Raw genomic sequence first — 12864 nt, 5'->3', positions numbered from 1 at the left:
TCTTTCAATTTGAGCGCGACGGCCGCCGAAACCGGCCACCACTTTCGGCTGTCGCGCTCAGGCTTCGTCCACGCCTTGGGGATTGCGGGCCCGCGACTGCAGCCACATCACGCCCAGCAGGTCCGAGACCGAGGCCTTCAGGCGGCCGAAGTTGGTGTATTTCGACACCCCGGTCTCGCGGTGGCGATGGTTCACCGGCTGGAACTCGACGTCGTAGCCCTCGCGCAGCATCAGGGCGGGGATGTAGCGGTGGATGTGATCGAAGTACGGCAGGCGCAGGAAGGCCTCGCGGCGGAAGGCCTTGAGCCCGCAACCGGTGTCGTTGGCGGTATCCTTCAGCAGCCGCTTGCGCACGCCGTTGCCGAACTTGGAGGCGAAACGCTTGGCGTTGCTGTCCTGGCGCTTGACCCGCTCGCCGCCGACCAGGGCCAGATTGGCGGGACCGGCCCGCAGAGCTTTGGCCAGGCGCGGCGCGTCGGCCGGATCGTTCTGGCCGTCGCCGTCCAGGGTGACGATGATCGGCCCGCGCGCGGCCAGAATGCCACTGCGCACGGCGCGGCTCTGGCCCGAGTTCTTGCTGTGGCCCAGCACCCGCAGCTGCGGGATCTCGGCCTTCAAGGCGACCAGCAGGGCCTTGGTGTCGTCGCGACTGGCGTCGTCGACGAAGATCATCTCGTAGGTCTCGCCGGCGAACGCCTCGGCGATCTCGCGCGCCAGCTTCGGCGCGGCGCCGCCTTCGTCGAAGACGGGCACAACGATGGAAAAGTCAGGAATAGAAGCGGCGGGCGAAGTCATCGCCTCCTCATACAGCAAAAGTCGCCTCCCGGAAGGATCGTGCTATTTCAGGGCTCATGACGCTTGAATCTCGCCTGGATGACTGGAGCCGCGGGTGGCGCGGCCCTCTGTTCGCCGCGCTGGTGGCCCTGATCGCCGGCCTGCCTGGCCTGTTCGCCATGCCGCCGCTGGACCGCGACGAGTCCCGCTTCGCCCAGGCCACGGCCCAGATGCTGGAGACCGGCGACTACGTCGTCATCAAGTTCCAGGACCAACCGCGCTTCAAGAAGCCGGTCGGCATCCACTGGCTGCAGGCCGCCAGCGTCAAGCTGCTGTCCGACGCCGAGGACCGCCGGATCTGGGCCTATCGGATTCCCTCGCTGCTGGGGGCCATGCTGGCGGCGGCGGCCTGCGCCTGGGGCGCGGCGGCGCTGTTCGACCCCCGCACCGGCCTGCTCGCCGGCGCGATCCTGGGCGCGACCTTCCTGCTGTCGTCCGAGGCCTTCATCGCCAAGACCGACGCGGCCCTGTGCGGGACCACGACCCTGGCCATGGCCGCCCTGGCTCGCGTCTACGCCGCCCACCTGAAGGGCGAGGCGCCGAACCGGTGGACCAAGCTCGCCTTCTGGATCGGCCTGTCGGTCGCTGCCCTGATCAAGGGTCCGGTCGGCCTGCTGGTGGCGATCTTCGCCTTGGTGGCGCTCGCGATCTGGGACCGCAAGGCCGGCTGGATGAAGCACCTGGGCTGGACCTGGGGCCTGATCCTGTTCGCCGCCGTGGTGCTGCCGTGGGCGATGATGATCACCGTGGCCACCGACGGCGCGTTCTGGGGCGCGGCGGTGGGCGGCGACCTGGCCCCCAAGCTGGCCGGCGGCCAGGAAGGCCATGCCGGCCCGTTCGGTTATCACGCGCTGCTGGCGCCGCTGCTGTCGTTCCCGGCCACCCTGCTGCTGCCGGCCGGGCTGGCGGTTGGCTGGACCAAGCGGAACGAGCCGGGCGTACGCTTCGCCGTCTGCTGGCTGGTCCCGACCTGGCTGATGTTCGAGATCCTGCCGACCAAGCTGGTCCACTACGCCCTGCCCGCCTACGGCGCCCTGGCCATGCTGATGGCCGCCGCGGTGCGCGAGCCGCTGGGCAAGCTGGTCCGCTGGATCGGCGCGGGGCTGTCGGTGTTCATCGGCCTCGTCCTGGCCGCCGTGGCGGTCTATGGCCTCAAGGCGTTCGGCGGCCGGGGCGACGCGGCCTGGGCCGTGCTGGCCGCCCTGCTGGCGCTGGGCGCGGGGATCGCCGGCGCGGTCCTGCTGCTGCGCCGTCACTCGGCCCGCGCCCTGATCACCGCCGGCGCCCTGGGGATCGGGGCCCACGTCGCCCTGACCGCCGGCCTGCTGCCGCGCCTGGAGCCGCTGTTCCTGTCCAAGGACGTCGCCGACGCCCTGGACGGCGCCAAGCTGTCGCCCCGCTCGGGCGCCGCCGGCCCCGTGGCGGTGACCGGCTATTCCGAGCCCAGCCTGATCTTCCAGCTGGGCACCGCCACCGAGCTGACCGACGGCGAAGGCGCGGCCCAGGCCGTCCTTGAGGGTCGCCCCGCCGTGGTCGAGGGCCGCGAGGAAAAGCCGTTCCGCGCCGCCCTGGCCCAGCAGGGCCTCGCGCCGCGCCCGGCCGCGGTGATCCAGGGCCTGAACTATTCCGACGGCGACCAGGAGCGGCTGACCCTCTATCGCGGCGAGCCCCTGGTCCCCTCGTCGGACGACGCGGAATCCACGGAGTCTCAGCGATGAGCCGCTTCATCCAGATCGTCGAGGTCGGGCCACGCGATGGCCTGCAGAACGAAAAGCTGTCCCTGTCGGTCGACGACAAGCTCGACCTGATCCGCAAGCTGGAAGCCTGCGGCGCCAAGCGGACCGAGGTGGTGTCGTTCGTCAATCCCAACCGCGTGCCGCAGATGGCGGGCGCGGAGGAGATCATGGCGGCGCTCATTCCCGACCAAAGGACGCCTGATCTCGAACACTCGCGGATCGGGCTCGTCTTGAACATGCGCGGCTGGGAGCGCTGCGTGTCGGCCGGCTGCGACGAAGCCAATGTCGTGGTCTGCGCCTCGGACGGCTTCGCCACCCGCAACCAGGGCTCCACCGTGCGCCAGCAGGTCGAGGCCCTGGCCGCGATCGTCGAGCGCCAAGCGGCCGAGGGCGGTCCGCCGATCACCATGACCCTTTCGGTGGCCTTCGGCGACCCGTTCGACGGCGAGGTGTCGCAAGACCAGGTCGTGGCCATCGTCCGCGAAGCCGCCGTCCTGGGCGTGCCGGAAATCGCCCTGGGCGACACCATCGGAGTCGCCGATCCCTGGACCGTCCGACGGCGGATCGAGGCCGTGCGCGCCGCCGCGCCGGACGCCCGCCTGCGCATGCATTTCCACGACACCCGCAATACCGGCCTGGCCAACGCCTATGCCAGCGTCGAGGCCGGCGTTGACGTCTTGGACGCCTCGGTCGGCGGCCTGGGCGGCTGTCCGTTCGCGCCGAACGCCACCGGCAACGTCGGCACCGAGGACCTGGTCTACATGCTGGAACGGGCCGGCTTCGAGACGGATTACGACCTGGCGGCCCTGATCGAGACGGGCCGCGAGATCAGCGCCAAGCTGGGCAAGGCCCCCGCCTCGTCCCTGGCCCGCGCCGGAGGCTTCCCCGCATGATCCGCTTCGCCGCCATCGCCGTCCTCGCGTTGAGCGCCTGCGCGGCCGCGCCGGTGTCGCAGGCCGGACCGCCGCGCTGCGACGTCACCCTCAAGTTCGCCAGCTATGGCGCGGGAATCGACCGCGAGCTGGCCGACAAGGTCGCCGTGGCCGTGAAGGCCGACCGCGACGTCGCTCGCTCCGAGCGCAAACCCTGGGGCCGCGAGGGCGAGTTCGACCAGTGCCTGACGGCGAAGCCGGGGCGCGATGTGAAGGCGATGTACGAGCGCTATCGGGCCATGCTGCCGGCGCGGACGTTGAAGGCCCCGACCTCGATCGAGGGGCCGGATGGGATGCGGTTCGAGACGATCGGGCCGATGTGACGTCCGCTCATCCCTCTCCCCTTGCGGGAGAGGGTGGCCCGCGAAGCGGGTCGGGTGAGGGGTTGATGGAAGGGGCCGCCGGGGCAGCGGATGCCGCTAAGCGCCAAGCCGACAGGACTATCGACCCCTCATCCGTCGGCTCCGCCGACACCTTCTCCCGCAAGGGGAGAAGGAAGGAAAATTCTTAGATCGGCCGCCCGGTCAGTTTCCACAGCAGCGGGCGGCATACCGACATCAGCATGATGGCCGGGGCCAGCAGCACCGCGGCGGCGAACAGCTGCAGCGAGTCGGCGCGCTTGATGAAGTAGCGGGTCAGGCCCACGCCCTTGTGGAACTCGACCTTGACCGGGTGTTCCAGGCTGGTGTGACCGAGGTGGACGACCTGGGCCTTGGGCTGGAACAGCACCTTGCCGCCGGCGCGGCGGGCGCGCCAGCACAGGTCGATGTCTTCGACGTGCAGGAAATAGCCCTCGTCGAAGCCGCTCAGGGCCTCGAAGTCGCAACGGCGCATGGCGAAGCAGGCGCCGGAGATGGTCGGCATCGGCACCGGTCCGCGCGGCACGGGCTCGTTCTCGCGATGGATCTCGAAGCCGGCCAGCTTGGGATACCGGCGGGTCAGCTGGCCGAAGCTGAGCACGGTGCTGATCGGCGTGACCTCGCCGCGACGCCCGCCGCGCTGCTCGGAGCCGTCGACGTTCAGAACCCGCGCGCCGACGATGGTCGGCGTCGGCTGGCCCTTGAAGGCGGTGACCAGGGCTCCCACGCAGCCGGGCTGCAGATTGGCGTCGGGGTTGAGAAAGACGATGTATTCGCCGCCGCCGGTGCTGGCGCCCATGTTGGCGGCGCGGGCGAAGCCGATGTTGCCGTGGCCCTGCTTGAGCACGACACGCGGCTCGGTCAGGGCCAGCGAGCGCAGCATGTCCTCGTCCTGCGGCGAGGAGCCGTTGTCGATGATGATGAACTCGTCGACCAGGGGCTCGGCCAGCACGTGCTTGATGCTCTGGGCCAGCGCCTCTCCCGTCCGATAGACGACCATCACCACGGACACGTTCGGATGAGCCGGACGGGCGCCCACGGCGAGGGTCGAAGCGGACGGGAGAATGCTGTTCATCAGGCGGTCACGGCCTCGACAACGGGGTTGGCCGCCGCGCGAGTCCGCGCGACGTCTGGCGGCGTGGCGTCGGCGCCCAAAACGCGGAGCGCCTCCTCCAGCGGCAGGATGTTCTGGCCCTCGCCGCCGAGGCGACGGAGGGCCAACTGCCCCGTTTCTGCTTCCTTACGTCCGACCACCGCGATCACTGGCACCTTGGCGAGGCTGTGCTCGCGAATCTTGTAGTTAATCTTCTCATTACGCAGATCGACCTCCGCGCGCATCCCCATTTTCGTCAATCTCTCGACGACCTCGCGGGCGTATTCGTCGGCGTCGGACGTGATCGTGGCCACGACCACCTGCGTTGGCGCCAGCCATACTGGCAACGCGCCGGCGAAGTTTTCCAACAGGATGCCGATGAAACGCTCGAAGGACCCCAAGATCGCTCGGTGAAGCATCACCGGACGCTTTTTTGAACCGTCCTCCGAAACGTACTCGGCGTCGAGTCGTTCCGGCAAAACGAAATCAAGTTGCAGCGTGCCGCATTGCCAAACTCGACCAATAGCGTCCTTCAGCGAAAACTCTAGCTTGGGTCCGTAGAAGGCGCCTTCACCTGGCTGAAGCACCAAGGTCTCGCCCGCTGCCTCGGCGGCGGCGGACAGGGCGGCCTCGGCCTTGTCCCAGACCTCGTCCGAGCCGGCGCGCAGTTCCGGACGCGTCGAGAACTTGGTGTCGGCCAGCGTCATGCCCAGGTCGTTATAGACCGAGCGCAACAGTTCGATGAACCGGGCGCTTTCCTCCGTGACCTGCTCTTCGCGGCAGAAGATGTGGGCGTCGTCCTGGGTGAAGGCGCGCACCCGCATGATGCCGTGCATGGCGCCCGACGGCTCGTAGCGGTGGCAGGCGCCGAACTCGGCCATGCGCAGCGGCAGCTCGCGATAGCTCTTCTGGCCGACGTTGAAGATCTGGATGTGGCCGGGGCAGTTCATCGGCTTGACCGCCAGGATCTCGCCCTCAGCGCTCTCGCACATGAACATGGCGTGGCCGAACTTCTCGGCGTGGCCCGACTTCTCCCACAGGCTCTTGTCGAGGATCTGCGGCGTCTTCACTTCCTTGTAGCCGGCCGCGTCGAGGCGGCGGCGCATGTAGTCCTCGAGCACGCGATAGAGCGCCCAGCCCTTGGCGTGCCAGAACACCATGCCCTTGCCCTCTTCCTGGATGTGGAAGAGGTCCATCGTCTTGCCCAGCTTGCGGTGATCGCGACGCTCGGCTTCCTCGATGCGCTTCACGTGCGCTTCCAGGTCGGCGTCCGAGGCCCAGGCCGTGCCGTAGATGCGCTGCAGCTGGGCGTTGTTCTGGTCGCCGCGCCAATAGGCGCCGGCCAGCTTGGTCAGCTTGAAGGCCTTGCCGATGTGCTTGGTCGACGGCAGGTGCGGTCCGCGGCAGAGGTCTTTCCAATTGCCCTGGCGATAGACGGTGATCGTGTCCGTGCCCGGCAGGTCACGGATGATCTGGGCCTTGTACTGCTCGCCGATGCCGTCGAAGTGCTTGATGGCCTCGTCGCGGTCCCAGACCTCGCGCGTGATCTTCTCGTCGCGGTCGACGATCTCCTTCATGCGCTTTTCGATCTTCTCCAGATCGTCCAGGCTGAACGGCTCGTCGCGGGCGAAGTCGTAATAGAAGCCGTCCTCGACGTTCGGGCCGATCGTCACCTGGGTGCCGGGGAACAGCTCCTGCACCGCCTCGGCCAGCACGTGGGCCGTGTCATGGCGGATGGTCTCGAGCGCCTCGGGGGCCTCGCGCGTCAGGATCTCGAACTTGCGTTCGCCGGTCAGCAGGTCGGCCGTCAGCGGCCGGTCCAGGTCGAGAACCTGGCCGTCCAGCTTGATCAGCAGGGCCTTCTTCTCGAGGGACTTGGAGATGGCGGCGGCGACGTCGCGCCCGCTCGAGCCGTCAGGGTATTGACGGGAGGAGCCGTCGGGGAAAACCAGGTCGATCATTCTTCACATATCCACTTGCGTGGCTGGCGTCGCGGCGGCGGCGGGTCGTAGCCCGATCCCCCTAACGGATTGCAGCGGCAAATCCGTCGCAACGCCAACCAGGAACCCTTGAGCGGGCCATGATCCTTGAGGGCGGCGGCCGCGTACTCCGAACAACTCGGCGCGAAGCGGCACTGACGCCCGATCAAAGGCGAGAGCGTCAACTTGTAGGCCCGGAGGCCGAGGTCGACGGTGCGGTCGTAGAAGGTCATGCCGGCGCGCGACTTATGTTGCAGTGCGGTTACACACGTCCCCGAGGGAGGGATCAAGCCGCGCCGGCGGTGCTAGTTCGCGTTTCGGAGACAGCTGTGGCCTTCCGGACAGCCTCCACCGTCGCCTCGAACGCCAGCAGCGTCGAAGCGTGACGGGCGGGATAGTCCTTGACCGGCTCCAGCACGGCGAGCTCCGCAAACCGGCCCGCGGGAGGCGAACCGTTCGTCTTAAGCATAGCGCGCAGAGAGTCCCGAGCCAACTCGATGTCGGAAAGTTCCGCGCCGACGACGTTCGCGCCCAGAATCGCGGCCGCCGCCTGACCCAAGGCGCAGGCCGAAACCTCCTGGGCGTAGTCGACGACCTTGCCGTCCTGGACCACCACGTCGACGTTGATCTTGCTGCCGCACAGCTTGGCGACCTTCTCGGCGCTGGCGTCGGGCGCGGCCAGGCGTCCGGCGCGCGGCATGTTGGCCACGAGCCCCAGGATCCGGGCGCTGTAGAGGTCGTCGATCATCGCACCCTAGATGGGGTTCTTCTGGCGCTCGGACCAGATCACCTCGGCGCGGTCGCGGACGGCCTCGCCCATCTCCGTGAACGCGGCCTTTAGCTTGCGACGCTCCTCGCGGGTGACGAACCGCAGCAGCAGGCCCATGAACAGCTCGCCGTTCGAGAACGTCGAGTTGTTCGGCCCCATGTTCTCGATCTCGAGATAGCGGATCGCCGTCACGAAGCCGCCCAGGCGCGTCGAGCGCCAATGCAGCTGCTCGTACGGCACCCAGTCCTGGACGATCGGCGCGACGACCTTGGGCGGTTCGCCGGGCAGATGCTGCTCGAGCGTCAAGGCCGTGCCGATCTTCATCTGGCCCTCGGCCTTGCGGTAGAGCGGGTTCCAGTCCTTCCAGGTCGAGAAGTCGGAAACGACCTCCCAGACGACCTCGGCGGGGGCCTGGACCCCGATGCGGTGTTCGACGGCGCGCTTCATGTTCGGCTCTTTATCACCACCGCTCGGGAGGCCTCAACTTCGCTCATCCACCCCCTCAACGTGTCATCCCGGCCGCAGCGTAGCGGAGAGCCGGACCCAGGGGCGACCGCAGCGCGCCGGCCCCTGGGTCCCGGACAGCCTCTGCGAGGCTTCCGGGATGACACGGAGTGTGGATCGCTAATGCGGAGGTGGCGAGATCCTACCTTTAGTCCTTCATCCGCCAGGTCGCGCCGGCCGGACCGTCCATGACGACGACGCCCAGGGCGTCCAGTTCGGCGCGGATGGCGTCGGCGGCGGCCCAGTCCTTGGCGGCGCGGGCGGCCAGGCGCTTGGCCAGCAGGTCCTCGACCTGGGCCTTCAGCTCGTCGGAGGCGTCACCCTCGAACCAGGCGTCAGGGTCAGCCTGCAGGAAGCCCAGCAAGGCGCCGGCCTCCAGCAGGCGGGCCTTGTTGGCGGCGATGGCGACGGTGTCGCCGGCCGTCACGGCCTTCTCGATCAGGCTCGAAACCTCGAAGAGGCTCGAAACCGCCAGCGGCGTGTTGAGGTCATCCATCAGGGCCGAGATCGTCTCATCCGGGGCTTCCATGGCCTGGTCCATCGGCACGTCCTTGGCGCGACGCAGGGCGCCGTACAGGCGGTCCAGCGACTTGCGCGACTGCTCGATCAGGTCCGGCGTCCAGTCCAGCGGCTGGCGGTAGTGGGCCGACAGCAGCGCCCAGCGGATCACCTCGCCCGGAACTGTCTTCAGCAGTTCGTGCGGGATGATCACATTGCCCAGGCTCTTGGACATCTTCTCCCCGCTCATGTCGAGGAAGCCGTTGTGCATCCAGTAGTTGGCCAGCACCGGCAGCTCGTGGGCGCAGCGGCTCTGGGCCACTTCGTTCTCGTGGTGCGGGAAGGTCAGGTCGATGCCGCCGGCGTGGATGTCGATGGTCTTGCCCAGCGCCTTGTCGATCATGGCCGAGCACTCGATGTGCCAGCCSGGACGGCCCGCGCCCCAGGGGCTTTCCCACTCGGGCTCGTTTTCCTTGGACGGCTTCCACAGCACGAAGTCGGCCGGATGGCGCTTGTACGGCGCGACCTCGACGCGGGCCCCGGCGATCATCTCGTCCAGGTCGCGGCCCGACAGCTGGCCGTAGTCCGGGAAGCTCTGGGTGTCGAACAGCACGTGGCCCTCGGCGGCGTAGGCCTTGCCGTTGTCGACCAGCTTGCCGATCATCTCGACGATGGCGTCGATATGGTCGGTGGCCTTGGGCTCGAGGTCGGGGCGCAGAGCGCCCAGCGCGTCGCCATCCTCGTGATAGGCGGCGAGGTAGCGGTCGGTGATGACCTTGATCGCCACGCCTTCGTCGGCGGCCTTCTTGTTGATCTTGTCGTCAACGTCCGTGACGTTGCGCGCATAGACCACCGCGTCCTCGCCATAGAGGTGGCGCAGCACGCGATACAGCACGTCGAACACCACGACGGGCCGGAAATTGCCGATGTGGGCGTGGTTGTAGACCGTCGGACCGCAGACATACATCGTCACCCGCTTGGGATCGGCCGGAACGAAGTCGCGCTTCTCGCGCGTCATGGTGTCGTGGATCTTCAGGGTCATTGGGTCGCGGCAACCTGACGTAACGGAGGTGTTGCCCCCAGAGGGGGCCGGCCCCATATAGCTAGGACGCGCGCTCACCACCATGTCTGTTTGGTCGCTAGGCCTGCAGACGGCGAGATGCGCGACGGGTGGCACGCGTCATTCCGGGGCGACAGGCGCCCCGGCGCAACTCAGCCCGGGAAGAACCTCCTCACAACATGGACGCACTGACCCGCGAGCGAACCCTGATCGGTACGGACGATGCCGGTCTTGATCTTGAACCCGCCCAGCGCCCCACCAAAGACGAGGCCATGGCCGCGGTGCGGACCCTGCTGGCCTGGGCCGGCGACAATCCCGACCGCGAAGGCCTGCTGGACACGCCCGAGCGCGTCGTCGAGGCCTATGGCGAGTGGTTCGCCGGCTATCACGGCGATCCGGCCAAGGAGCTGTCGCGCACCTTCGAGGACGTGCAGGGCTATGACGACATGGTCATGCTGCGCGGCATCGACGTGCAGAGCCATTGCGAACACCACATGGCGCCGTTCCTGGGCAAGGCCTGGGTGGCGTACATGCCGACCGGCAAGGTCGTCGGCCTGTCCAAGCTGGCCCGCCTGGTCGAGATCTTCGCCAAGCGTCTCCAGACCCAGGAGACCATGACCATGCAGATCGCCGACGCCATCGAGGACCACCTCTCGGCGGCCGGCGTGGCCGTGCTGATCGACGCCGAGCACCAGTGCATGAGCACCCGCGGCGTCCGCCACCACGACGTCTCGACCATCACCACCCAGTTCCGCGGCGTGTTCAAGACCGACAAGGTCCTGCAGCAGCGGTTCATGGATCTGGTGCGGAAGTAATTCGGATACTTGCCCCCTCCGGGCCTGCGGCCCTCCTCCCCCGGAGGGGGAAGAAGCCGCCGCGATCCTTCTTCCCCCTTCGGGGGAGGAGCGCGAAGCGCGGAGGGGGCAAGTGACCTGACCTAAGCCGCCGCCCGGATCCCTTCGCGGAGCTTCGCCACGCAGGCATCCACTGGCCGGTGCGTCAGCGTCACCAGCACGAAGCTGATCAGCATCAGCAGGTACCAGGCGCCCATCTTCTCGATCGGCACCATCGTCCAGCCGTCGCGCTGGCTGGGATAGATCCAGGCGCCGGCGAAGGTGCCCAGGTTCTCGGCGAACCAGATGAACAGTGACACCAGCACGAAGCCCATCAGCATCGGCATCCGCCGCGCCGTCTGGTCCGGCGTGAACACAAACCAGCTACGTCCGAACAGGATGGCCGACAGGGCGAACAGGCCCACGCGGATGTCGGTCACATAGTGGTGGGTGAAGAAGTTGGCGTAGATCAGCACCGCCAGGATGTGGGTGCTCCAAAACGGCGGATAGCGCTGGAAGGTGATGTCGAACAGCCGCCAGGCCCGGGCGATGTAGCTGCCGACGCAGGCGTACATGAAGCCGGTGAACAGCGGCACCTGGCCGATCCGTAGCAAGCTGGGCTCGGGGTAGATCCACGAGCCGTGGGCGGTCTTGAACAGCTCCATGACCGTGCCGACGACGTGGAAGATGAAGATCACCAGCGCCTCGTCCCAGCGCTCCAGCTTCAGGGCCAACAGGGCGGCCTGGATGGCGACAGAGGCGAGAACCAGGAAATCGTAGCGGGCCATGGCCGCATGCTCGGGCCACAAGAGCTTGGTGCCGACCAGCAGGGCCAGCATCAGCCCGCCGAACAGGCACGCCCAGGCCTGCTTCAGCCCGAACAGCAGGAACTCGTAGGCGTAGCCGTTCCAGCGCGAGCGCCGCGCCCAGGGGCGAGCCCGGTCGTCCAGCGCCGCGACGGCGGCCTTGATGCGGTCTTTCAGATTCATCGCGTCCCCTAGAGCGCGTCAGGCGAAAGTGTACGCGGTTTCGCCGCCAGACGCGCTCTATGCAAAGAACAGAGCCTGCTCAGGCAGGCTCTGTGGTCGGGGAAGCTAGCGCAGGCTGTTTCGCTGCGCCATATGTGGCCTCATGAGCACGTCCCTGTTCCCCGAAGCCCACAGCAAGCTCGACCTGGAGCGCGGATCCGCCCTCGCGCCGCGCTTCAACGCCGACGGCCTGGTCGTGGCGGTGGCCCAGCACGCCGACACCGGCGAGATCCTGATGCTGGCCTGGATGAACGACGAGGCCCTGAAGCTGACGGTCGAGACCAGCATCGCCCACTACTTCAGCCGCTCGCGCAACGAACTCTGGAAGAAGGGCGAGACCAGCGGCCAATTGCAGGACGTCGTCGAGCTGCGGGTCGACTGCGACCAGGACGCGGTGCTGCTGAAGGTGCGGCCACGCGGCGACGGCGGCGCGTGCCACGTCGGCTTTCGCTCGTGCTTCTACAGGGTGCTGGAGGACGGACAGCTCGTGGAGCGGGACGCGCTGGATCATGACCACGCCTGAGGCCCTGGTCGCCTTCACCCTGGCCGCCGGCCTGCTGACCCTGACGCCGGGTCTCGACACCGCCCTCGTCATCCGCACCGCCGCCGCCGAGGGTCCGCGCCGAGCCGCCGGGGCGGCGATCGGCATCGGCCTGGGCTGCCTGGTCTGGGGCGCGGCGGCCGCGTTCGGCGTCGGCGCGCTGCTGACCGCGTCCGAGCTGGCCTACACGGTGCTGAAATGGGCGGGCGCGGCCTATCTCGCCTGGACCGGTATCCGGATGATCCTCAAGCCGCGCGACCAGTTCGAGCCGGGCGAGATGAACGCCGTCGACGCCGGCCCGATCGCGGCGATGCGGCGGGGCCTGCTGACCAACCTGCTCAATCCCAAGGTCGGGATCTTCTACGTGTCGTTCCTGCCCCAGTTCATGCCGGCCGGCGTCGATCCGGCGCGGTTCGGCCTGCTGCTGACATCGATCCACGTGGTCGAGGGCCTGCTCTGGTTCGCCGCCCTGATCGCCGCGACCGTGCCGATCGCCGGCCTGCTGCGCGAGGCCGTGGTGGTGCGCTGGCTGGACCGGATCACCGGCGGGGTGTTCGTGGCGTTCGGATTGAAGTTGGCGCTGGAGCGGCGGTAAGACTTGCCCCCTCCGCGCTTCGCGCTCCTCCCCCGGAGGGGGAAGAAGGATCGCCTTCCGCCCGCCTTCGGGGGCGGACGACCGCGAAGCGGTCAGGTGGGGG

Annotated in this window: 14 protein-coding genes; 6 read left to right on the top strand and 8 right to left on the bottom strand. The window is 68.1% G+C overall.

The genetic code is table 11. The features are described 5' to 3' along the window. Positions 1-57: 57 nt before the first annotated feature. Complete coding sequence (locus AC1DSO_RS04805; protein WP_477067765.1) at positions 58-795, bottom strand: glycosyltransferase family 2 protein; 738 nt, start codon at positions 793-795, stop codon at positions 58-60. A 56-nt stretch (positions 796-851) separates the two neighbouring features. On the opposite strand from AC1DSO_RS04805, the gene AC1DSO_RS04800 reads away from it, so the two are divergent. Genes AC1DSO_RS04800 through AC1DSO_RS04790 form a run of 3 tightly spaced genes read left to right on the top strand, consistent with a single transcriptional unit; the run spans position 852 to position 3825 of the window. After that, on the top strand, positions 852-2552 hold the full coding sequence (locus AC1DSO_RS04800) for an ArnT family glycosyltransferase (RefSeq protein ID WP_477067764.1): 1701 nt from the start codon (positions 852-854) through the stop codon (positions 2550-2552). Continuing rightward, entirely contained in the window at positions 2549-3463 is a 915-nt protein-coding gene (locus AC1DSO_RS04795) for a hydroxymethylglutaryl-CoA lyase (RefSeq protein ID WP_477067763.1), read from the top strand. The genes AC1DSO_RS04800 and AC1DSO_RS04795 overlap by 4 nt, the downstream gene beginning before the upstream one ends. Next, a complete protein-coding gene (locus AC1DSO_RS04790) occupies positions 3460-3825 on the top strand; it encodes a hypothetical protein (protein ID WP_477067762.1) in 366 nt (121 codons plus the stop codon). The genes AC1DSO_RS04795 and AC1DSO_RS04790 overlap by 4 nt, the downstream gene beginning before the upstream one ends. 184 nt (positions 3826-4009) lie before the next feature. On the opposite strand, the gene AC1DSO_RS04785 is transcribed toward AC1DSO_RS04790, so the two are convergent. From AC1DSO_RS04785 to cysS, 6 genes are all read right to left on the bottom strand, one after another. Beyond that, on the bottom strand, positions 4010-4936 hold the full coding sequence (locus tag AC1DSO_RS04785; protein WP_477067761.1) for a glycosyltransferase family 2 protein: 927 nt from the start codon (positions 4934-4936) through the stop codon (positions 4010-4012). Beyond that, entirely contained in the window at positions 4936-6915 is a 1980-nt protein-coding gene (thrS, locus tag AC1DSO_RS04780) for a threonine--tRNA ligase (protein ID WP_477067760.1), read from the bottom strand. Before thrS ends, AC1DSO_RS04785 begins: the two co-directional genes overlap by 1 nt. After that, positions 6912-7166, bottom strand: a complete 255-nt coding sequence (yidD, locus tag AC1DSO_RS04775) for a membrane protein insertion efficiency factor YidD (RefSeq protein ID WP_082009035.1) — start codon at positions 7164-7166, stop codon at positions 6912-6914. Before yidD ends, thrS begins: the two co-directional genes overlap by 4 nt. Before the next feature lie 53 nt (positions 7167-7219). After that, positions 7220-7681 carry an iron-sulfur cluster assembly scaffold protein gene (locus AC1DSO_RS04770; RefSeq protein ID WP_477067759.1) on the bottom strand — a complete coding sequence of 154 codons (462 nt, stop codon included), beginning with the start codon at positions 7679-7681 and terminating at the stop codon, positions 7220-7222. Positions 7682-7687: 6 nt separating this feature from the next. Further along, positions 7688-8149 carry an SRPBCC family protein gene (locus AC1DSO_RS04765; RefSeq protein WP_477067758.1) on the bottom strand — a complete coding sequence of 154 codons (462 nt, stop codon included), beginning with the start codon at positions 8147-8149 and terminating at the stop codon, positions 7688-7690. Positions 8150-8354: 205 nt separating this feature from the next. Beyond that, positions 8355-9746 (bottom strand): cysteine--tRNA ligase, encoded by a 1392-nt coding sequence (gene cysS / locus AC1DSO_RS04760; protein WP_477067757.1) that lies wholly within the window; start codon positions 9744-9746, stop codon positions 8355-8357. 197 nt (positions 9747-9943) lie between these two features. Here cysS and folE point away from each other — a divergent pair, with 197 nt between their 5' ends. Then, positions 9944-10579, top strand: coding sequence for a GTP cyclohydrolase I FolE (gene folE, locus AC1DSO_RS04755; RefSeq protein WP_477067756.1), 636 nt, complete (start codon positions 9944-9946; stop codon positions 10577-10579). 122 nt (positions 10580-10701) lie between these two features. On the opposite strand, the gene AC1DSO_RS04750 is transcribed toward folE, so the two are convergent. Then, positions 10702-11586 carry a DUF817 domain-containing protein gene (locus AC1DSO_RS04750; RefSeq protein WP_477067755.1) on the bottom strand — a complete coding sequence of 295 codons (885 nt, stop codon included), beginning with the start codon at positions 11584-11586 and terminating at the stop codon, positions 10702-10704. A 142-nt stretch (positions 11587-11728) separates the two neighbouring features. Here AC1DSO_RS04750 and hisI point away from each other — a divergent pair, with 142 nt between their 5' ends. Together hisI and AC1DSO_RS04740 are read left to right on the top strand one after the other, a co-directional pair. Next, entirely contained in the window at positions 11729-12148 is a 420-nt protein-coding gene (hisI, locus tag AC1DSO_RS04745; protein ID WP_477067754.1) for a phosphoribosyl-AMP cyclohydrolase, read from the top strand. Continuing rightward, positions 12135-12761: a LysE family translocator gene (locus AC1DSO_RS04740; RefSeq protein WP_477067753.1), complete on the top strand. Its 627-nt coding sequence runs from the start codon at positions 12135-12137 to the stop codon at positions 12759-12761. Before hisI ends, AC1DSO_RS04740 begins: the two co-directional genes overlap by 14 nt. The last annotated feature ends 103 nt before the right edge of the window (positions 12762-12864 follow it).

The organism is Caulobacter sp. P4_E5, assembly GCF_056401555.1.
The sequence above is the reverse complement of the archived record's forward strand: the minus strand, read 5'-3'. Positions and strand labels throughout refer to the sequence as shown.

Bases quoted from the DNA above. Each gene is read 5' to 3' on its own strand.
- AC1DSO_RS04805 (WP_477067765.1), bottom strand. From the start codon at position 795: ATGACTTCGCCCGCCGCTTCTATTCCTGACTTTTCCATCGTTGTGCCC.
- AC1DSO_RS04800 (WP_477067764.1), top strand. From the start codon at position 852: ATGACGCTTGAATCTCGCCTGGATGACTGGAGCCGCGGGTGGCGCGGC.
- AC1DSO_RS04795 (WP_477067763.1), top strand. From the start codon at position 2,549: ATGAGCCGCTTCATCCAGATCGTCGAGGTCGGGCCACGCGATGGCCTG.
- AC1DSO_RS04790 (WP_477067762.1), top strand. From the start codon at position 3,460: ATGATCCGCTTCGCCGCCATCGCCGTCCTCGCGTTGAGCGCCTGCGCG.
- AC1DSO_RS04785 (WP_477067761.1), bottom strand. From the start codon at position 4,936: ATGAACAGCATTCTCCCGTCCGCTTCGACCCTCGCCGTGGGCGCCCGT.
- thrS (WP_477067760.1), bottom strand. From the start codon at position 6,915: ATGATCGACCTGGTTTTCCCCGACGGCTCCTCCCGTCAATACCCTGAC.
- yidD (WP_082009035.1), bottom strand. From the start codon at position 7,166: ATGACCTTCTACGACCGCACCGTCGACCTCGGCCTCCGGGCCTACAAG.
- AC1DSO_RS04770 (WP_477067759.1), bottom strand. From the start codon at position 7,681: ATGATCGACGACCTCTACAGCGCCCGGATCCTGGGGCTCGTGGCCAAC.
- AC1DSO_RS04765 (WP_477067758.1), bottom strand. From the start codon at position 8,149: ATGAAGCGCGCCGTCGAACACCGCATCGGGGTCCAGGCCCCCGCCGAG.
- folE (WP_477067756.1), top strand. From the start codon at position 9,944: ATGGACGCACTGACCCGCGAGCGAACCCTGATCGGTACGGACGATGCC.
- AC1DSO_RS04750 (WP_477067755.1), bottom strand. From the start codon at position 11,586: ATGAATCTGAAAGACCGCATCAAGGCCGCCGTCGCGGCGCTGGACGAC.
- hisI (WP_477067754.1), top strand. From the start codon at position 11,729: ATGAGCACGTCCCTGTTCCCCGAAGCCCACAGCAAGCTCGACCTGGAG.
- AC1DSO_RS04740 (WP_477067753.1), top strand. From the start codon at position 12,135: ATGACCACGCCTGAGGCCCTGGTCGCCTTCACCCTGGCCGCCGGCCTG.